Below are 21142 nucleotides of genomic sequence, written 5' to 3' on the forward strand. Positions count from 1 at the left end.
AGCCTCGCTGTAGTAGGTTGGCGTGAATGGTACGAACTCCAGTGTTGATGTTTATCGGGTTCCTCCTCCTGGCCTCCGCCGATGCAGCTGCCGCGTCTCCAGACGCTGGCACCGCGAGGTCCGTCGAGGAGGCATCGAAGCGAGTGCAGAGTGCCCGCACGGCCCTTGCGACGGCGGTTCAGCGGATCGAGAAGGAGCCGCCGAGCAACGCCGACCTCGACGCCGCCCTCGCGGCGGTGGAAGCGCTGAAAGATGCGCTCAATGCAGGGGCGAGCTTCGAGACGGAGGACCTCGAGTACGCCAAGACGGTCCTGGCTGCACGGAAGGAGCTCCGGACGCACCGCCAGTACGTCGAAGAGCGCCGAGCCAAGGTCCACATCCACGAGTTCCGCCGGCGCATCGATGGCGCACTCGCGACCGTGAACGAGCGCATGGCGAAGCTCGGGCAGGGGGACCCCGGCCCCAAAGCGATGGACGAGGCCCGGGCCGCCGTGGAGGCGCTCAAGAAGCTGGCGGACGAGGGCCGGCCCCTGACGAACCAGGATCCGAAGTTCGCCGCGTACCTCACCGAGGTCGACGCGACCATCGCCCGTCACGAGAAGACGATTGACGAACGGTGGCTGCAGCAGTCGGCACAGAAGCAGCGAGGGCTCCTGGACGAGCGCCGCAAGGCGCTGTCCACCGCGCTCGCCGAGCTGGGCAAGGCCTGGTCGGACGAGAAGTTCGCAGCCGCCGACACGGCGGCTGCGGCGCTGCAGAAGCAGCTCGAGGAGGGCAAGCCGCTCGAGGAGCGCGACAGGGCGTATCGCGCGGAGGCGGAGAAGGCACGAGCCGAGATCACCCAGGCGAAGCGCCGGATGGATGAACTCGTGGTGCAGGCGGGTGTCTCCCGGGTCAAGGTGGAGCTGGGGCCTGCCCATGAGGAGCTCGTCGCGGCCGCCAAGGCGCTCCGCGCGAGGAGGCCCACGCCCGAGCAGCTCGCCGAGGCGAAGACCGCGGCGTTCGTCGTCCGGAAGCTGGTGGAGAAATACGAGCCGCAGGCCGCGCGGAGCCAGGCCATCGGCCAGTACCTCGCCGAGGTGAAGAACACGCTCGTCGAGGTGGAGGTGGCACTCCAGGTCCGCAGCCTCGATGCAGCTCGCGCCGACGTCTTGCAGGCCTTGCGCAATCTCGAGAAGCGGACTGTGACCGCTGAGCAGTTCGAGGAGGCGAAGACGGCGCTGGTCGTCCTGGAGAAGACGCTCGAGACGGTTCACGCGAAGAACCCCGCCATCAGCCCGGCCGCCGCCGAGGCGCGTCAGCTGCTCAAGGACGGGCGGGCGACGATGGAGCGGCGCCGGTACGAGGTCGACCTGCAGCAGCAGCGCGTGAAGGTCGACGAGGCGCGGAAGAACGCGGCGGCCCTGGTCAGCCAGGTCCAGAAGGAGACGCCCTCGGAGGCGCAGCTCCAGGAGGCAGAGAACGCCATCAAGCAGATCGGCGTGGTGCTGGAGGCTGGCGCCCACTTCGTCAAGAAGGACCGCGACTACGCGCTGTACGCCAAGGAGACGAAGGAGCGCATGGCGGAGCTGAGCGAGCGCGTCAATCGGAAGAAGATCGTGCTGGCCGCGGCGGACGCCCGCGCTCAGCTCGCGGAGCGGCTGGCCACGACGAAGGAGAAGCTCGAAGCCGCGAAGCGCGTCTCGGCGACCGACGGCGACGTAGAGACGGCCTCGAAGAGCGTGGACGAGGTCATGAAGATGTTCGAGGCGCGCGCGGAGCTGGAGCGGCAGGACGCGGGCTACGCGGCGTACGCGGAGCGGGCGCGCGCCGAGTGGCTGAAGCTGGTCGAGGCGCTCGAGTTCGCGAAGCAAGCGCGGGCGTTGCGCCGGGTGACCGGTGAGTCCCTGGCTGCCGCCAACACCGCGTCGGAGGCGGCCGCGGCCTCCGCGGACCTGCGCAAGAGGAACGCGCTGTACGCGAGCGCGCTCGAGAAGCTCAAGGCCTGCCAGGACGACGGTGCCAGGATGGTGAAGGAGAACGCCAGCCTCGCCACGGTGGACGTGCTCGTTGGCGGTGTCCCCACCCGGCCCCAGGAGGTGATGGCTCAGTGCGCCCAGAAGGCAGAGGCGCTGCAGGAGCCCCAGAAGAGGGCCGACGTGCAGCTTCGGTTCAACGAAGGCCCGAGGAAGGCCTATGACTCGGCGAAGGCGCTCCTCTCCAAGGGTCGCAAGAGCGAGGCGCTCGCGCAGTTCAACGAGTGCATCGCGGAGGGGCGGATCCTGGAGAACCGGTATCCCGACTTCAAGGAGCAGAAGTTCGACGTCGGCGGCACCAACATGAGCATGCTCGAGCTGATCCAGGTCTGCGTGAAGGAGCGCAAACCGCTGCAGTCGGCCCCCTGACGCACTTGTGGGGTTCGGAGGCCAGACCCGGAGGCCGGGAGTTGATGAGGGTTCACTCCTGGTACTACTGTAACTGGATGGACCTTCGAATGAGCTGGCTCTGGCGCTGTGGAGTCGTCGTGGTGGCGGTGGGACTGGCCGCCTGCAACGCGGGTGGGGTGAGCGAGGAGGGCACCTCGCTCGAGTCCGCCGAGTCTTCGCTGGTCTGTGATGTGTCGCAGACCTGCGCGAGCGGTATCTCCGTCACCTGCGGCTCCGCGTCGGGCGTGTGCAACTCGGGTGCGGACGGCGGCGGTTGGGTGGAGTGTGACGGTGTCCGCACCTACTGCCCGCCGGCCTGTACCTGCGGTGCCACGCGCTACACCGCCAACCGGTATGGCGAGGGTGCCACCTGCGGCGCCGCGGCCGTGCAGGCGCGCGGCTTCCTCACCGAAATGGTGGCCGCGAAGTGCCCCGCTGGCGGCTGCAACGTCGTCGATAGCCTGGGCACGTGCGTGCCGCTCGGCCCCAGCCGCCTGGACGGCTTCCGGATGAGCATCATCCGGACCTACTCGTGCAAGGAGCCGGCGAACTGCCAGTAGGCAGCCGCTTTCGTTGCCCCGGATCCGCGGGAGCGCCGTGTCGCTGGCGGCGACCTTCACGTCCCGGACGATGTAGCCAGCGGAGCCCAGCCGGCGGTGCTAGTTCGCCTCGGACGCATGGCTCGTGGCGAGCCAGCGCTTGCCGTCATGGCGATAGAACCAGGTGGCGTTGCCCTCGCCCCAATCCACCAACGCGTCCCGCTTCGTGGCCGGCACGCCGTCACGACCGGGCTTCTTGTTCGGACGGTAGAGCTGGAAGCAGCTCATCTCGCGGGGGAGCGACTGGACCTCGCGCACGAGGCCCTTCTTCGTGAAGATGACGCGCACGGGGGCGGCCCCGTTGCACGCCCCGTAGCTGGCACCCGGGAACGCGTAGTCCGGATTGCCGTCGCGGTCGAAGTCACCCTGGATGCAGGGCGCGCCGCTCGTGCGGAGGGTCTGCGCGTCCAGGCCAATCTCCTTCAGCGCCGCCTCCGCCGAGCCCACGCTCCCCACGCACGTGCACCGCAGCGCCTTTTCCGGGTCACAGTCCTTCGGCTGGTAGGCGAGGGCCACGGGCTGCGGCGCCTCCGGGGTGCTCGGAGCCGGAGCACGCTGGCCCGGGGCGGCCTGCGTGCTCGCGACCGGCGGGGCCTCCGTGGGAGTGGAAGCAGCCGCGGAGAAGCCGAGGGCCACCAGCGGAATAGACCAGCTCATCATCCAGCGCATCCCCATCACGTATCGGAACCTCCAGGACCTCAGCCGATGGCACGAGGCGGTCGCCACTATGCGCGAGGACGCAAGCTGTTCAACACCTCTGTCACGGGCCTGGAACGCCCCGAGCGGCGATGAAGGGGCCCTCTATGCGTAGGCGGGTCCGGCGGTACACTGGCGGGTCCCCGCCGTCCCGGAGTGCCCCATGCGAATCGGCAGCGCCTCCACGCCTCCGAACATCCTCATCATCCTCACGGACCAGCAGCGCCAGTTCCGTCACTGGCCCAAGGGCTGGGCAGAGAAGCACCTGACCTCCTTCGGCCGCCTCGCGCGGAGCGGGCTGACCTTCGAGCGGGCCTTCACCAATACCTGCATGTGCTCGCCGAGCCGGGCCACGCTCTGGACGAGCCTCTTCCCCGCGCAGACCGGTGTGCAGAGCACGGGCTCACAGCCGCTGGGCCCGGACTTCACCACGCTGGCGCAGGTGATGACGGGCGCGGGCTATCAGGTGGGCTACCGGGGCAAGTGGCACCTGGGCGATGCGTCCGGGTTCACGCCCAGCGCTCACGGCTTCGGCCCGTGGGACCCACCGGACGCGGGCACGTCGCTGGCACCGGGAAACACCCTGGGGGCGGGCGGATACAACAACGACGCCCGCTACCTGGGGACTGTCACCGGCTCCGGGGAGAAGCCCGCTGGCTCGGGCGCCAGCATGCTCGACTTCCTGCGCACCGTGGACCGGAGCGCTCCGTTCTGCCTCGTCGCCTCGTTCGTCAACCCGCACGATGTCTACGTGGCGCCATTCCAATACGAGGCGGCCGGCTACTCGCCTTCGGACTGGGAGGACCTGCCCCTCCAGCCTCCTGACTCCTGGAACGAGGACCTGTCGACGAAGCCCTCCGTCCAGGCCTGGTTCCAGGCGAGCGGGAAGAACTGGAACGTCCCCGCGTGGACCGATGCGGAGCGGACGAGCTACGCGCAGTTCTACGCGTACCTCCAGCAAGTCGTCGACAGGGACATCAACACCCTGCTCGATGCGCTGAAGGCCCAGGGCTTCCAGGACAACACCCTCATCTTCCGGCTGGCCGACCACGGCGAGATGGCGATGTCCCACGGGCTCGTGGAGAAGACCTTCAACGCGTACGACGAGACCCTGAACGTCCCCCTCATCATCTCCAATCCGGCGCTCTTCCCTTCCCCCGTGGTGACACGGGAGCTGGCGGGGCACATCGACCTGCTGCCCACCCTCGCCTCGGTGGCGGGAGTGCTTGGAAACTACACGGGGCAGTTCAAGGGCATCGACCTGTCCCCGCTGTTCATCGCTCCAGACGCGCCGCTCCAGGACTCCATCCACTTCACCTTCGATGACCAGGCGCTGGCCGGCGGAATGCCCGCCACGATGCCGAGCCACATCCGAGCCCTGCGGACGAAGGAATGGCTGTACGCCGCCTACTTCACGGCGAACGGCAGTGCGTTCGAGTACGAGCTCTACGACCTCACCCGGGACCCGGACGAGAAGACGAACCTCGCCAATCCGAAGAACATCACTCCGGACAGCAAGGCGCAGCTCTTCAAGATGAACCATCACCTCATCCGGAAGATGAAGGCCAACGGCACCACCCCGAGTGGCTTCACCTGGCCCACCGAGCCGGACGTGTGACGCTCCGGCGCCGCGAGCACGGTGATGGCTCCATGCTCGCGGGCGCGCGCTGGCGACGGCCTCACCACCCCGGCGGAGCGACGGCGCCAACGGGCAGCGGGTTGAGGAACGCGCTCCGGTGGCTTGGGTCCCCGCGGCCCCCGGAGAGCCCCGCTCCGTGACAGCTGTAATCTGATTGTCAGTGTCTTCCCTATACTGCTGCCGGCTACTGAATAGAGCCGGGTGGGGGAGTCCATGACATTCAGGCCGTACGTTGGAGCAGTGCTGGGAAGCCTCGTGGTGGGAGTCACGGGCTGTGGCGAGGCGGGAGGTCCGCCTCCAGAGGGGCGGCTGGGAACGGCCGCCCGCGCGATGGAGGAAGGCATCCCTCGCGTACAGAACCCTCCTCCCGCGAGCGATTTGAGCAACCTGCCGGGAGACCTGCGCGCCATCGCCGTGCCGAAGCCGCCGAACCTCGGTGACTTCGTGAAGGACGAGCAGGCCGCGATTGCGCTGGGCAAGGCGCTCTTCTGGGACATGCAGGTTGGCAGCGACGGGAAGACGGCGTGCGCGAGCTGCCACTTCCGGGCCGGCGCGGACCCGCGCTCGAAGAACCAGCTCAGCCCGGGCCTCAAGCACACGCCGGGCGCGGACCTCACCTTCACGACGGGTGGGCCGAACCACCAGCTCCAGGACTCCGACTTCCCGCTGACGCGGCTGCTCGTCCCGGGCGTGCGCGGGGCGCTGGACGCGGCGACGGACAGCAACGACGTCGTCTCGTCGCAGGGCGTGCACTGGCTGGCCGAGGGACTGGACCCACAGGGCTTCAGCCTGGGCTTCGTGAAGGCGCGCCGGGTGGAGCCTCGCAACACCCCGACGGTCATCAACGCCGTCTTCAACCACCGCCAGTTCTGGGATGGCCGCGCGGAGAACGTCTTCAACGGGGTGAACACCCTGGGCAGGAGGGACCCGGACGCGAAGGTGTTCCGCGCGGACGACCCTCGCAACCCGGTGGAGGTGCGCGTCGAGCTGGTGAACTCAAGCCTCGCGTCCCAGGCCGTGGGCCCCATCGTGAGTGATTTGGAGATGGCGACGCCCGGGCGCACCCCGCTGGACGTGGCGCGCGCGCTCGCGAAGGGCTCGCGGAAGGTGGCCCGGCGGATGGAGAAGGTCCGCCCGCTCGCGCTCCAGCAGGTGGACCCGACGGACAGCGTGCTGGGCTCCATGAGCCGCTGGCCGCGACCGGGGCTCGACGTGCCGACCTACAACGCCCTGGTGAAGGCGGCCTTCCACGACGTGTGGTGGCGCTCGGGGCGGCTCATCCAGGTGGCGCCGGATGGGACGAAGAGCGTCGTCCGGCACGCGGACGACGACCCGGCGACCGAGGAGTACACGCTGATGCAGTACAACTTCGCCCTCTTCTTCGGCATCGCCATCCAGATGTACGAGGCGACGCTCGTATCGGACGACACGCCGTGGGACCGCTTCCGCCGCGAGCACCCCGTCCCGACGGACGCGGCCCTGAACCCGTGGACGAACACCGCCCCGACGCACATCAGCCGGCAAGCGCTCTTCGGCGCGCACCTCTTCAATGACCGCACGCGCGGGCCCACGAACATCCGCTGCTCGAACTGCCACGAGTCCGCCGAGCTGACCGACGCCTCCGTGCGCCGCATCACCGCCGCGGCGAACGGGCCGGTGCGCAACCGTGACGGCAACATCATCGACAAGGGCTTCAACAACGTCGGTGTGCGTCCAACCGCGGATGACCTGGGCGTGGGCGCCAGTGACGCGTTCGGCCCGCTGTCACACACGAAGCGCCTGTTCCCCGGCGAGCTGCCCGCCACCTTCGACGGCGCGGCCGTGTCCAAGGGCCTGGGCGTGGAGGGCGCGTTCAAGATTCCCTCGCTGCGCAACGTGGCCCTCACCGCGCCGTACTTCCACAACGGCGACGCGCGCACGCTGCGCGAGGCCGTGGAGCTCTACAGCCGCGGCGGCAACGTGGCGCCCGTCAAGCAGACGGACGGGACGCTCATCGAACCGCTCGGCGTCCCGTCACTGGCGACGGAGGAGGTCGACGCCATCGTCGCGTGGCTGGAGTCGCTCACCGACGAACGGGTGCTCTATCGCCGCGCGCCGTTCGACCACCCGCAGCTCTTCGTGCCGAACGGCCACCCTGGAGACGACACATCGCTCGTCGACGCGGACGGCGACGGCTTCGCGGATGACTCCCTGCTGGAGATTCCGGCGGTGGGCGCCGCCGGTGGGCAGCCGCTGCCGGGCTTCCTCGAGGGGCCGTTCGGCCCGCAGCCCTCGCCGTGAGCAACACACGGGCGAAATGAAGAGACCCCAGGTTCCGTGAGGAGCCTGGTCAGAGGCCCTGGAGCGCCTGGACGTCCCACGCGACGTCGAGGCTCTCGTGCCTCCGGACGGTGACGCTCTTCAGGAAGCCCGGCTTCTGCCCTGGTACGAGCCGGAGCCCCGGCAGACTCCGGAGCAGCGCCTCCAATGCCAGACGTGCCTCGAGCCGAGCCAGCGGCGCGCCGATGCAGAAATGGAGGCCCTGCCCGAAGGCGAGGTGCTTCTTGACGTCAGGCCGCCGGATGTCGAAGCGCTCCGGCTCGTGGAAGCGGGCCTCGTCGCGGTTGGCCGACGCGTAGACGATTCGGATGTGGGCTCCCCTGGGAATGGGGACTCCCCCAATCTCCACCGCCTCCAGCGCGGTACGGAACATGGCATGCACGGGGGAGATCATCCGCACCGCCTCCTCGACCGCACCCGCGATGAGGCCCGGGTCGTCCCGGAGTGTCTGCAGCTGCTCCGGATTCTCGAGCAGGAGCTCCACCGCGCCCACGATGAGGCCCGCGGTCGTCTCGTGTCCCGCGAAGTGCACCTGCATCAGCAGGCTCACCAGCTCCGCCATGCTCATGGGCGGCGTCATCTCCTGCGCCCCGGTGACGATGTCGCTCATCAGGTCCTCCCGGGGAGACGTCTTCCGCTCCTCGAGCGCCGCGGCGAGATAGCGCTGGAACTCGACCACGCCTCGCGCGCACACGACCTGGTGCTCCACGGGTCCATGGGCCGCGAGGACCGTGGTCAGCTCGTCGGACCAGCGCCGGAACCTGTGAATGTCCGAGCGGGGGATTCCGAGAATCTCCGCGATGATGCTGGACGACAGCGGATGAGCGAACCGGAGGAACAGGTCCCCCTGCCCCTCATGCCGGAAGGAGTGGATGAGCTCGTCCACGAGGGTGCGGATGAAGGGCTCCTTCTCCGCGAGGCGCCGCCCGGTGAAGGCCTTGCTGACGAGGCTCCGGAAGCGCGCATGCGCTGGAGGGTCATTGTCGACGAGGCTGGGCACCAGGGGATAGCCGTCCATCAGCGCGGAGACCACCTCCGGCGGCGTCGTCGCGGCGCCCACCGTGATGGACTCGGCGGACGAGAAGCGTGCGGTATCGGCGACCACCGCGCTGATGTCCGCATGGCGCGTCACCACCCACGACCCCAGCGCCGGGCTGAAGAACACCGGCTCCTCCCGCCGTGCACGCGCCAGGAACGGGTGGGGATTCTCGAGGTGCGGAGAGTCGAGCGGGTGGTACTCGGCACCGAGTCCTGAAGGGGCCTGGGTCTTGGACATACGTGCGCTGACCTCAACGGTTCGTGGGGTGTGGTGCGGCACAGCGGGTCGCACGCGCACAGTATCTCGCAGCATTCCGGCTCCGCCGAGGAGGCGGCGGGAATCGAAGGGCGATGCAATCATCCGACGCCGCGCGCGTAGCCGCCCCGGGCGCCAACTCCGGCGCCAGGAGGCTTCCTGCGTGGACATCCACTGGGGTGGATTGCGTCAGACGCTGCGCGCACTGCGACGCAGCCCGGGGTTCACGCTGGGTTGCATCCTGTTGCTCGCATCGGGCATCGGGGCGAGCACCGCGCTCTTCAGCGTGGTGGAAGGGGTGCTGCTGCGTCCCCTGCCCTATCCACGACCCGAGCGCCTCGTGCAGCTCTCCCAGGTGGCGGCCGACGGCCACTCGATGCAGTTCTCGGACCCCAACTTCGAGGACGTGCAGGCCCAGAGCCGCACCGTCGCGGCGCTGGCCCAGGTCTCGGGCACGGCGAGTGTCGCCGTCACGGGCGCGGACGAGCCTGCCTTCGCCATGATGGCGCTCGCCTCTCGCGACTTCTTCCCCGCCTTCGACGTGCAGCCGGTCCAGGGGCGTCTGTTCGCCGGGGACGAGCAGCAGGCGGGAGGCGCTCCCGTGGTGGTGGTGAGCCAGGCCTTCTGGAAGCGGTACCTGGGCTCGCGGCCGCTTCCCCTGGCTCGAACCCTCACCTTCGAGGGGCGCGCCTACACGGTGGTGGGGGTGATGCCCGAGTCCTTCGACTACCCGGTGGGCACTCAGTTGTGGATTCCACGCGAGCTGGAGGCGCGCCTGCCCAGCCGGACCGCGCACAACTGGCGGGTGGTGGGCCGGCTGGCGGAGGGTGTCGACGTGGCGGCCGCGCGAGCGGAGCTCACCGGAATCGCCCGGGCGCTCGCGGAGCTCCACGGCCAGGACACCCGCATGCGAGACATCGCCGTGGTGCCCCTCCGGGAGAGCCTGGTGGGACAGGTCCGGCCCACGCTCTACATGCTGTTGGGGGCCGCGGCCTTCCTGCTGCTGGTGGCGGGCGCCAACGTCACCAACCTGCTTCTCGCCCGCGCGGCCTCCCGCGGGCGCGAGCTCGCCGTCCACGTGGCGCTGGGGGCGGGACCCGGCGCACTGGTGCGGCGGTTCCTCACGGAGTCGCTGCTGTTGTCGTTGGCGGGGGGAGCGCTCGGAGCCGTGTTCGCTACCTGGAGTGTGAGCGCGTTGCTCGCGCTCGAGCCGGGCCACCTGCCGCGCGTGGGGGAGGTGGAGGTGAACGCCACGGCGCTCCTCTTCGCGCTGGGGCTGTCGCTGCTGCTCGCGATGGGACTGGGACTGGTGACGGCGCTGCGCGCGGCGCGCCAGAGCCCGTGGGCCGCGTTGGTGCAGGCGGGGCGCACGCAGACGGGGGGCGGGGGCGCCGACCGCATGCGCCGTGCCCTGGTCGTGGGGCAGCTCGCGCTCGCGCTGGTCCTGCTGGTGGGGGCGGCGTTGCTCGGACGCAGCATGATGAGCCTGCTCTCGCTGAACCCGGGCTATCGCACCGAGGACGTCGCGGTGGTCGGCCTCGTGCTTCCTCCGGCCGAGGACACGGCGCAGGGGCTGCGCAACGTCCAACTGCAGGAGCAGCTGCTCACGAGGCTGGGCGCGCTGCCCGGCGTGCGCGCGGTGGGGGCCGTGAGCGTCTTCCCGCTCGAGGGAAGCGAGGGGGGCGATGGCACCTTCCTCGTGCTCAACCGCCCCGACGAGGTGGGAAGCTTCGATGACTTCGGGCGGTTGGCGCGGGAGCCCGAGCGCACGGGCTCCGCCGAGTACCGCGTGGCGAGCGAGGGCTACTTCCACGCGCTCGACATCCCGCGGGTGCGTGGGCGCCTGTTCGATGAGCGCGACACCTTCGATGCGCCGCACGTGGCGGTCATCAGCGAGTCGCTCGCGAAGGCCCGCTGGCCTCACGAGGACCCGCTGGGCAAGCTCATCCAGTTCGGCAACATGGACGGCGACCTGCGTCCCTTCACCATCGTCGGCGTGGTGGCGGACGTGCGCGAGCGCGGCCTGGATGAGGAGCCCAGGCCCATGTTCTATGGCTGCTCCCGGCAGCGGACGCGGGCCTTCTCCCGCTTCCACCTCGCCGTGTACGGCCCGGTGGGCTCCACGGCCCTGGTTGCCGCGGCGCGGCCGGTGCTGCGCGAGCTTGCTCCCGAGTTGCCGATGCGTCTGAGCACGATGGAGAGCCTGCTCACGGGCTCACTGGCCTCGAGACGCTTCAGCCTCCTGCTGCTGGGGGCCTTCGGCGCGGTGGCGCTGCTGCTCTCCGTGGCGGGGCTCGCGGCCGTGGTGTCCTACGCGGTGGCGCAGCGCACGCGGGAGTTCGGCATCCGCTTCGCCCTGGGGGCGACAGCGGGGGACGTGCTGGGGCTGGTGCTCCGCCAGGCGGTGCTGCTCGCGGGACTCGGGGTGGTGCTCGGCGTGGTGGGGGCGGTGGGGCTGAGCCGTGTGCTCGCGGGGCTCGTGTACGGCGTGAGCACCACGGACCCGCTCGTCCTGGCGGCGGTGGCGCTCCTCCTGCTCTGCGTGGCCCTGCTCGCCAGCTGGCTGCCGGCCCGACGTGCCTCGCGTGTGGACCCGATGTCGGTGCTGCGCTCGGAGGGTTGAACCCTCAGAAGCAACAGGCTCGCGCGCCCCCTGAGCCTTCTGCGCAAAAGGGCCCAATCTCGCGCAATCGGCACTGCTGATGCAATCGGGATACAGTCCCGACTCCTGGCCGGAAAGCGTCTTTGGACCGACGTCTCCCGCCCTCCGATGATGCCCGCCTTCACCCACCGGCCGTGAGAGCGGCCGGTCTTCCACGCGAGGCGGCCATGGTCTGGAGCGCGAGAGCGGTATCGAGGACAGCGGGAGTCTGTCTGGCAATGGGGCTGGGCGCCCCTTCGCTGGCCCAGGAGGACATCACGGAGCGACGCAGGAACGAGCCCGTCGTCTGGGGCCCGTGCCCGGAGTCCTACGAGGGCGCGGAGTGCGCGACGGTGGCGATGCCGCTGGACCACCAGCGCCCCCGCGGAGAGAGCCTCCCCATCTTCGTCGCGCGCAAGCTGTCCGGCGTTCCCAACGCGCCCCAGCTGTGGATTCTCGACGGAGGCCCGGGCGGCTCCGGCGAGGGGCTGTACCTCGGACAGGCGGAGCGGCTCGCGGCGGTCCTCCCCGGAGTGGACCTCTACTTCCCCGCCCACCGCGGCACCGGGAACTCGGCCGGGCTCACCTGCGCGGGCGAGGAGCTGGAGAGCCCGAATGGCAGCGAGCTGTCGCAGGAGGAATGGCCGGACTGCCTCGCCGAGGTACGGGCGCGCTGGGGCCACAAGCTCGCCCACTTCAATGTGAGCCAGGCGGCAATGGACCTCGGCACGCTCATCGAGCGCGTCCGGGGGCGCAACCAGCGCGTCTTCCTCTACGGCCTTTCCTACGGAACCTATTGGGCGTGGCGCTACCTGGAGTTCTTTCCCCGTCAGGCGGACGGCGTCATCCAGGACTCGGTGGTGTCTCCGGGAGAGACTTTCGTGTCACGGACGGACCTCGAGTTCGACCCCGCCGCCCGGGGCTATGCGGCGCTGTGCGCCCAGGACGCGAGCTGCCGTGCACGGCTGGGAGCGGACCCGTGGGCGCGCATCCAGGCCATCTCGGACAGGATGGCACAGGGCCATTGCGCCGAGTCAGGCTTCACGCGCCCGCTGCTGCGCAAGTCGCTCGCGGGGATGTTCATGACCTGGCGGCTGCGTGTCCTGTCGCTGGCCATCCCCTACCGGCTGGAGCGCTGCGCGCCCGCCGACGTCCAGGCGCTGCGATACTTCCTCAGCCTCTACTTCGAGCCCTTCGAGCTCTATGGCTTCTCCCAGGTGCTGGAGGCCAACATCGACTTCTCCGAGCTCTGGGAGTCACCCGCCCCGAGCCCCGCCACCCTGCGCCAGCGCGCCGGGTCCGCCACCTTCAGCCTGGACTGGGGCGTGGACCGGGCCGACATCTCGGTGCAGTGGCCGAAGTACTCCAGCCACTCCGCGACGCGGTGGCCCCGGGTGAAGGTGCCACTGCTGATGATGAACGGCACCCTGGACCCGATGACGAGCCACGAGTCGGCACTCGTCGCGGCGCGGCGCTACCGGGCGCCGAACCAGACCTTCGTCACCTTCCCCCATGTGGGGCACAGCGTCGGCTTCAACTCGCCCACCACACTGCCGGGCAACCCCAGCTGCGGGCACCTGGTCACGGCGAGCTTCATTCAGAACCCTCATGCGCCGCCGGACACCTCCTGCCTCGCGGCGATGGTGCCGGTGCCCTTCGATGACCGCGGCGCGGCGCGCATCTACTTCGGCGCCGCCTTCACCAGCGTCTGGGACAACCCCGCGGCGCCCTGAGGACTACCAGGTGACCCGCAATTCGTGGGCGCCGATCAGGTTCTCGTCCTTCTTGAAGGGAATCTGCTCCAGGGGCACGGCCAGTCTCAGGTTCGGGATGCGCCGGAACAGGGTGTGGAATGTCACCTCGAGCTCGACGATGGCGAGCGTGCGACCCGTGCACAGGTGGATGCCGTGGCCGAAGGCGAAATTGCGATAGGGCTCGCGGTGGAGGTCCAGGCGGTCCGGCTCCGGGAAGACCGTCTCATCGCGGTTGGCCGAATCCGGTTGGGCGAGGACGCCTTCTCCGGCGCGGATGAGCTGGCCACCGATGGTGACATCTTCCGTGGCGGCGCGTTGCCGACCCATATGGGACACGGTGACGTAGCGCAGGAGCTCCTGGACGGCGGCGGAGAGGGCGTCGGGCGTCTCCAGGGCTCGGAACCTGTCGAGCTGGTCCGGGTGGAGCAGCAGGGCCAGCACGCCCATTCCCACCATGTACCCGGACGGTCCGTGCCCGGCGTAGAACAGCGCGTGGAACATGGCGGTGGCGTCCGGCACGCTCAGCCTTCCCGGCAGCACGTGCTCGGCCACGACGCGACCCACGAGCGTGTCGGTGGGCTCGCGCAGGTTCGCCTCCACCAGCCGTTGAAAGTAGGTATCCAGCTCGTCCAGGGCCTTCTCGGCCACCTCGCGCGACGAGGAGCGGGAGCCAATCGTGCGGCTGATGACGTGCAGGTGGTCGGCGTCCTCTCGGGATACGCCGAGAAAATCGCAGATGACACGCATGGCCACGGGAAGCGCGAAGGCGGAGATCAGATCGGCCGGCCGGGGCCCGGCCAGCATCGCGTCGAGGACCTCGTCGACGGTCTGCTGGATTCGCGGGCGCAGGGCCTCCATCCGTCGTGGCGCGAACTCCGGTACGAGCATGGCCCGCTGCGCCCGGTACTCCGCGTCGGGAAGGAACGGGAATGGGAGGGGCCGACCCTGGCGGGCCGCGGAGGCGGGCGACGTGTGAGGAAATCCGGGCAGCGAGGAGTCCAGGCTCAGCCTCGGGTCACCCAGCGCCGCGAGGACGTCCTCGTAGCGGGTGAGGAGCCACGGCGTGTTGCCATCCCACGTGCGAACGGGGCACACCGGAGCCTCCTTCCTGAGTCGCTTGTACTCGGGGGGAGGATCCAGGGGATGCTGCCAGTCCTTGGGCAATGGATAGGAATCGGTCATCGTGATGCTCCAGTTCGCTCGAGCCGAGCGGCGGCTCCCGCCGCGGTGGGGTTCTGGTACAGCTCTCGCAGCCCGAGGTCGCGACCCAGCTCGGTACGGACTCGGGCCGCGACGTCGATGAGCTGGAGGGAATGGCCGCCGAGGCGGAAGAAGTCGTCGTGGGGGTCCACCGCCGCGACCCCCAGCACGTCGGCGAAGATGCGGGTGAGGCGCTGTTCGGTCGGGGTGTGAGCCGGGCGCAGGCTCGACAGAGGCACCTCCGGAGCCGCGGCGCGCAGGACCTCCTCATACAAGGTCAGCAGGTCGTCGATGAAGGGAGCGTCGAACAGGCTCTCGTCGAACTCGGCCCAGACGGTGCACGTGCCGTCGCCGCGGTCCTCGACGCGAAGGGTGAGCTCGAACTTCGCCGTGGGGAGATCCCACCGTGGCTCGGTGATTGTGCAGCCATGCAATCCCAGCACGCCGGCCGTACCGGTCGGATGGTAGGCGAAGTTGACCTGGACGACGGGCGACCGCGTCGGATTCCTCGGGGGTGCGAGGTCGGCGACGAGCTGCTCGAAGGGCAGGTCCTTGTGGGCGTACGCGGCGGCCGTGGCCTCGGAGACCCGCGCGAGCAGCTCGCGGAAGGTCGGGTTGCCGCGCAGGTCGACCTGGAACACGACGGTATTGACGAAGAAGCCGAGCACCCGCTCGACCTCGGGCAGGTCCCGGTTGGCCACGGCCAGGCCCAGCAAGACCTGCTGCCGGCCCGCGTGGCGCCCGAGGACGACGCCGCAGGCGGCGGACAGCACGGTGAACACCGTCTGCCGCTCGGCGCTCGCGAAGGCATGTACCGCCGAGGTGAGCTCGGCGGAGAGGACCCGGTGCATGCGCTGTCCTCGTCCCAGCGCGGGGCGGGGCGGGACCAGGTCGAGCACGAGGGGAATCCCAGACAGTCGCTGCCGCCACCAACGCGACAACTCCGCGCGCCGCGCTTCGGTGAGCTGCTCACGCTGCCAGGCCGCCCAGTCCACGTACTGCACGGGAAGCTCGGGAAGCGTCGTGGGCTCTCCGGTGACGGCCGCCTGATAGGCGATGGCCAGTTCCTCGAAGAAGACCTGCTGCGACCAGCCATCCGCCACCAACAGGTGAACGAAGAACACGAGGAGGTGCGTCTCCGAATCCACCCTGTGCACGGCGAGCCGCAGCAGCGGCCCATGCTCGAGGTCGAACGGCTGGGACACCAGGGCTTCGGCGTGACGCAGCGCCTCGGCTTCGGTCGCCACGTCCACCACCCGCATGTCCCCCCGGGCCTCCTTCAGCACGTGCTGGTGCGTCCCGAGTGGGAAGACGGTCCGCAAGGGCTCGTGCCGGGCCACCAGCGCCTCCAGGGCCGTACGCAGGGCCTCGGTGTCCAGCGGCCCCGTCACGCGGAAGCAGCGGGCCGCGCTGTGCGCGGCTCCCGTCGGGTCGACCCGGTGCAGGAAGCACAGGCGCTGCTGCGCGAACGACATGGGAAACGCGTTCGTCATGCGCGGGGCAGCCGCTTGATGGGGGTGGGCGCGGACGGAAGCGCGGTGAGCGCTTCGGCCAGCTGCGCGACAGTCGGCCCCACGAGAATCGTGGCGAGACCGACCTCCCGACCCACCATCCTGCTCAGCCGCGAGGCGAGCCTCATGGCCTGCAACGAATGCATGCCCAGCGCGAGCAGGCTGTCGTGGACGCCCACCCGGGCCACGGTCAACAACTCCGCGACCAGCTCCGCGATCCGGGTCTCGGTCTCGGTTCTCGGTGCGGTGAAGACCGCGTCGGGGATTCTGCCGGGCGCTGGCAGGAGGCGCCGGTCGATCTTCCCATGGGCGTTCAGAGGCCACGCGTCGAGGACCACGACTTCCGAGGGCACGAGGTGTCCTGGCAATCGGTGCGCCGCGTCCGCTCGCACGGCCTGCCCTGTCACCGCTGCTTCCGGTGTGGCCACCACGTAGCCGACGAGCCGGGGCTCCAGTCCCGTCCGGTCGACGACCACGAGGGCGTCGGTCACCCCGGGATGCGCGGCGAGTCCAGCCCGCACCTCGGCCAACTCCACGCGGAAGCCGCGAATCTTCACCTGCTCGTCGGCGCGCCCCACGAACTCGAGGACGCCTCCGGGAAGCCACCGGCCCAGGTCCCCGCTGCGGTACAGCCGTCCGCCGGGCACCGGCCCGAACGGGTCCGCCACGAACCGCTCGGCGGTGAGCTCCGGCAGGCCGCGATAGCCTCGCGCGATGCCGGGCCCACCGATGTGGAGCTCCCCGACCACGCCCGGCGGCACCACCTGCGAGTGCTCATCGAGCACCACGAGGTGGACGTCGGACAGCGCGCGGCCGATGGGCACGCTGGCGGCGCCCGTGTCGCGCCAGTCCTCGAGCCGGTGGCCGCTGGCCATGATGGTCGTCTCGGTGAGGCCGTAGACGTTGGTCGCCTTCGTGAAGCCCCTGTGCTTCAGCGCGCGGAACACGTCCGGGGAGAAGACATCCCCGCCGATGACTACCCGCTCCAGGGCATCGAAGGCTTCGGGCGCTTCGGCTACCAACTGGGGAAGCACCGAGGGGGGAATCACCACGTGGGTGATGGACGTGCCGGTGAGGGCGCGCGCCAGGCCGCGCACGTCCCATCCATGTGGCAGGAAGTGGAGCGCCGCGCCGTTCATCAGCGCCCCGAAGATCTCCAGCACGGAGGGGTCGAAGGAAGGCGACGTCAGGGCCAACACCGTCTTGCCCGGCCCCAGCTCGAGCGTGTCCGATTCGTGCAGCAGGGCCACGACCGACTGGTGCTCGACCTGGACGCCCTTGGGCCGGCCCGTCGAACCGGAGGTGTAGATGACGTACGCGAGGTCAGAAGGGCTTCCCGCGGGAAGGGGCATCTCGGGCGCGTCGGTGACTTCCTCCAGCACGATGACCGGGAGCTCCGTGAGCCTTCCGGACAGGTTCTCCGTGGTGACCAGGGCGCGGGCTCCGGCCTCCCGGATGAGCCGCTCCAGGTGAGGGAGGGGATGGTGGGGGTCCAGCGGGAGGAAGGCCGCTCCGGCCTTGAGCACGCCGAGTTGTGCCACGACGAGCTGCTCGGAGCGGGGCACGCACACCGCGACCAGGTCCTCGCGGTCGATGCCCATCCTTCGAAGGTGGCGCGCCAGTCGCTCCGCCTCGCGCGTGAGCGTGCGGTAGGTCATGGGCGGCTGACACGAGGTCACCGCGGGCGCATCGGGCGTGCGCCGGGCCTGGAGGTCGACGAGGTCTGGAACCCATCGCGGGGGCGCATCCCGCCGGGGCCCCGCGACGATGAGGGCTCGCCAGGCCGCCGCGTCCAGCAGCGCCAGCCTGGACACGCGGGTCTCCGGGGCGGCGACGATGGAGTGCAGCAGCTCCTGGTAGGCGGAGAGCATGCCGGTGATGAAGAAGTCGTCGAAGAGGTCGGAGTCGAACTCCCAGGCGAGCAGGAGGCCGCTCAGGGACGAGCGGGGGCTGGAGCGCAGCGGCGTGTCGGAACGGGGGATGTGGACGATGTCCCCGGCCAGCTTGCTGATGTGCCCTGGCTCCGCGTAGCGGGGCACCACGACGACGGACAGCTCGAACTTGGCCGAGCCGTTGCTGAGTCCCTCGACGATGGTGACATCGAGCGGGGCCGCATCGAGAGCGCCCACCGACGTGTCGTGGAAGTTGAACATGGCCTGGATCAACGGATTGAGCCCACCCTGGTGACGCGCGGGTGACTCCGCGAAGATCATCTCGTAGGGCAGCTCCTGGTGGTCATAGACATCCAGGGCATTGCGCTTCACCCGCGCCAGGAACTCCTCGAAGGAAGGGTCTGCGTGCAGTTGGCCGCGCATGACGACCGTGTTGACGAACATGCCGAGCAGGCTCTCGGTGTCCTGCCAGCGGCGGTTGGCGACGGCGGAGCCGACGAGCAGGTCGCGCGAGCCGGTGTAGCGGTGAAGCAGGACGAAGAAGGCGGCGAGCAGGGTGGTGAAGAGCGAGGTGTGATTCCGGTCCGCCAGCGCCTGGATGCTCCGCGAGAGCTCGCCGTCGAGCTCCATTCGAGGCCCCACGCCCCGGAACCGCCTCCCCTCCGGAGCCGAGCGCCGTGGGAGCTGGAGCATCGTCTCGGCGCCCTCCAGTGCCTGACGCCAGAAGCGGCGTTGGGCGTCGGCGGCCTCGGTGGCGCACCACTCCCGCTGCCAGCGGGCATAGTCGTAGTACTGGACGACGAGGTCGGGGCGCCGCACCTGTCCGTGGCGAACGTGGTCCGTGTAGCCGTTGAGCAGCTCGCGGACGAAGAGGTTGAAGGACCAGCCGTCGTGGACGACGTGGTGCTCGACATGGACGAAGATGTGCTCCTGGGGGCCGAGCTTGAGGAGGAGCCAGCGGAACGGTCTGCCCTCGGCAAGGGTGAAATGGGCCTGGACCCCGTCGCGAATGGCCTCACCCACCCGTGAGGCCACCTGCTCCGCGCTCACTGCGCTGAGGTCTTGGAGAGGGACCTGTACTTCCCAGGGCGGCTCCAGCTCGCAGCGCAGCTCTCCGTCGACCTCCGGGAAGCGGGAGCGGAGCACGTCGTGGCGGCGGACGATGTCGGTGAGGCTGGCGTGAAGCGCAGGGAGGTCCAGGTCGCCCGCGAGACGGAGGACCGCTTGGGAGTGATAGGCCCGGGCGTCTGGGTTGAGCTTGTGCATCAGCCACACCCGCTGCTGCCCGAAGGAGGGAACGAGCGCGGCCCCCGCCTCCGCCACCCGAGGGCCCGGGTCCCCCACGTCCTGCCGTTCACCCAGCCGCGCGGCGATTTCCGCGACCGTGGGCGCCTGGAGGACGGCGCTCAACTCGATGTGCGCCCGCAGCTCGCGCCGCACCCGGGCGACGAGCTGGGTGGCGAAGAGGGAGTGTCCTCCCAGCTCGAACAGGTTGTCGTGGCGCCCCACCCGCTCCATCCCGAGCAGCGCCGCCGCGATTGCCGCCAGTGCGACTTCCACGGGCGACTGGGGCGGCTGGTAGTCGGTGCGCTCCGAGCGCCGCGGTCGTGGCAGCCGGGCACGGTCGACCTTGCCACTCGTGGTCAGGGGCCAGGCATCGACTTGAACCAATACATCTGGCACCAGGTAGCCAGGGAGCCGACGCCGGAGCTCCGCGAGCAGTGTGTCCACCAGGAGCACCGCCCCGTCGACCGGGAGCACGTAGCCCAGGAGACGCTCTCCCGTGCGGTCGATGAGGGCGACCGCGTCACGCACGCCTGGGAGGGTGATGAGCGCTGCTTCAATCTGCCCCAGCTCAATGCGCGCCCCGCGGACCTTCACCTGGTCATCGCGCCGGCCGAGGAACTCGAGGCTGCCGTCCGGTAGCACCCTGCCCATGTCGCCGCTGCGATACAGGCGACGTCCTGGAAGAGCGGAGAAGGGATCCGGGATGAAGCGCTCGGCGGTGAGCGCGGGGCGTCCGAGATAGCCGCGTCCGACGCCCTCGCCACCCAGGCACAGCTCTCCGGGAGTCCCATCGGGGACGGGCCGCAGGTGCTCGTCGAGGATGACGGCATGGGAGTTGGAGATGGGCCGGCCGATGGAGACGCGCTCGGAGTCCTGGGGGCCCGCGGAGTGGAGCGTGCTGGCCACCGTCACCTCGGTCGGGCCGTAGCCGTTGACGAAGTGGTGGAATGCGCCCCACTGCCGAGCGGTCTCCGGGAGGCAGACGTCGCCGGTGCTCATGACCGTCCGAAGGTCGGTGAATCGGCCGGGTTGCAGGGTGCGAAGGACGGTCGCGGGAAGCACCGCATGGGTGATGCGGCGATTCAGCAGGACCTCCGCCAGGGGCTCACCGGAGATGCGCGACTCGTCGATGGTCTCCAGGCGCCCTCCATTGGGGAGCGCCATCAAGAGGTCGAACAAGGAGGCATCGAAAGAGGGATGAAAGAACTGAAGCACGCGAGCGTCCGGCCCCAGCGTGCCGAGGAAGTCGCGCTGGGCGTGGATGAGATTCGCGACGCCACGATGCTCGGTCATGACGAGCTTGGGCTCACCGGTCGAGCCGGAGGTGCAGATGATGTACGCGAGGTCTTCCGGTGCGAGCACGACCTCCTCGGGCTCTGGCGCTACAGCAGGGGACGCCTCTCCGAGGTCGAAGAAGGGCAGGCCTGCAACGGCGCTGTCACGTGACAGGCCGGCCACGAGCCTGGCCCCGGCGCGCTGGATGATGTCCTGCCGCCAGGAGGGCGGATGCGCGGGGGCCAGCGGAAGGTAGGCCGCGCCGACCCGCCAGACGGCAAGCACGAGCTCGATGAAGGAGGGGCCTCGATCCAGGACGAGCGCGACCACATCTCCACGCCCCAGCCCATGTGCCCGGAGCCTTTCAGCCAGGGCCTGCGTGCGCGACCGCAGCCGCGCGTAGGTCACATCGACGGAGGCGTCCGAGAGCGCGATGCGCTCGCCATGCAGTCGCGACTGCTCGTCAATCCAGTCCACCGCCGACCGCCAGGGACCCGGGGCTCCCCTGCCCTCGCGCACGGATGCCTCCGTTTGCCTTTCGTTCGGGCCTGCTTCAGCGGCGATCGGGGTGTGGGATTCGAGCGCCCAGGGACTCTTCAGCCGGAGGCTGGTGAGCAGACGCTCGTATTC

General features: G+C 69.8%; 11 protein-coding genes. 6 read left to right on the plus strand and 5 right to left on the minus strand.

Annotated elements, in window-relative coordinates:
• Positions 1-26 precede the first annotated feature (26 nt).
• Together G4D86_RS20295 and G4D86_RS20300 are read left to right on the plus strand one after the other, a co-directional pair.
• Complete coding sequence (locus G4D86_RS20295; RefSeq protein WP_163995644.1) at positions 27-2384, plus strand: hypothetical protein; 2358 nt, start codon at positions 27-29, stop codon at positions 2382-2384.
• Positions 2385-2473: 89 nt separating this feature from the next.
• Complete coding sequence (locus tag G4D86_RS20300; RefSeq protein WP_163995645.1) at positions 2474-2965, plus strand: hypothetical protein; 492 nt, start codon at positions 2474-2476, stop codon at positions 2963-2965.
• Positions 2966-3064: 99 nt separating this feature from the next.
• Here the strand turns inward: G4D86_RS20300 and G4D86_RS20305 are convergent, their stop codons facing one another.
• Positions 3065-3664 (minus strand): hypothetical protein, encoded by a 600-nt coding sequence (locus G4D86_RS20305; RefSeq protein WP_163995646.1) that lies wholly within the window; start codon positions 3662-3664, stop codon positions 3065-3067.
• 199 nt (positions 3665-3863) lie between these two features.
• Here G4D86_RS20305 and G4D86_RS20310 point away from each other — a divergent pair, with 199 nt between their 5' ends.
• Both G4D86_RS20310 and G4D86_RS53835 read left to right on the plus strand, forming a co-directional pair.
• Entirely contained in the window at positions 3864-5318 is a 1455-nt protein-coding gene (locus G4D86_RS20310) for a sulfatase family protein (protein WP_163995647.1), read from the plus strand.
• A gap of 234 nt (positions 5319-5552) precedes the next feature.
• Positions 5553-7619, plus strand: a complete 2067-nt coding sequence (locus G4D86_RS53835; protein ID WP_205519656.1) for a cytochrome-c peroxidase — start codon at positions 5553-5555, stop codon at positions 7617-7619.
• Between the two features lie 49 nt (positions 7620-7668).
• Here G4D86_RS53835 and G4D86_RS20320 read toward each other — a convergent pair whose 3' ends face one another.
• A complete protein-coding gene (locus tag G4D86_RS20320) occupies positions 7669-8934 on the minus strand; it encodes a cytochrome P450 (protein WP_163995648.1) in 1266 nt (421 codons plus the stop codon).
• A gap of 181 nt (positions 8935-9115) precedes the next feature.
• On the opposite strand from G4D86_RS20320, the gene G4D86_RS20325 reads away from it, so the two are divergent.
• Complete coding sequence (locus G4D86_RS20325) at positions 9116-11575, plus strand: ABC transporter permease (protein ID WP_163995649.1); 2460 nt, start codon at positions 9116-9118, stop codon at positions 11573-11575.
• Between the two features lie 257 nt (positions 11576-11832).
• A complete protein-coding gene (locus G4D86_RS20330; protein ID WP_205519657.1) occupies positions 11833-13326 on the plus strand; it encodes an alpha/beta hydrolase family protein in 1494 nt (497 codons plus the stop codon).
• 3 nt (positions 13327-13329) lie between these two features.
• Here the strand turns inward: G4D86_RS20330 and G4D86_RS20335 are convergent, their stop codons facing one another.
• Genes G4D86_RS20335 through G4D86_RS20345 form a run of 3 tightly spaced genes read right to left on the minus strand, consistent with a single transcriptional unit; the run spans position 13330 to position 21031 of the window.
• Positions 13330-14529 (minus strand): cytochrome P450, encoded by a 1200-nt coding sequence (locus G4D86_RS20335; RefSeq protein WP_163995650.1) that lies wholly within the window; start codon positions 14527-14529, stop codon positions 13330-13332.
• Positions 14526-16040, minus strand: a complete 1515-nt coding sequence (locus G4D86_RS20340; RefSeq protein WP_163995651.1) for a condensation domain-containing protein — start codon at positions 16038-16040, stop codon at positions 14526-14528. Before G4D86_RS20340 ends, G4D86_RS20335 begins: the two co-directional genes overlap by 4 nt.
• Positions 16037-21031, minus strand: a complete 4995-nt coding sequence (locus tag G4D86_RS20345) for a non-ribosomal peptide synthetase (protein ID WP_240360367.1) — start codon at positions 21029-21031, stop codon at positions 16037-16039. Before G4D86_RS20345 ends, G4D86_RS20340 begins: the two co-directional genes overlap by 4 nt.
• Positions 21032-21142: the final 111 nt, after the last annotated feature.

The sequence above is a fragment of the Pyxidicoccus caerfyrddinensis genome (assembly GCF_010894405.1).
GTDB classification, from domain to species: domain Bacteria; phylum Myxococcota; class Myxococcia; order Myxococcales; family Myxococcaceae; genus Myxococcus; species Myxococcus caerfyrddinensis.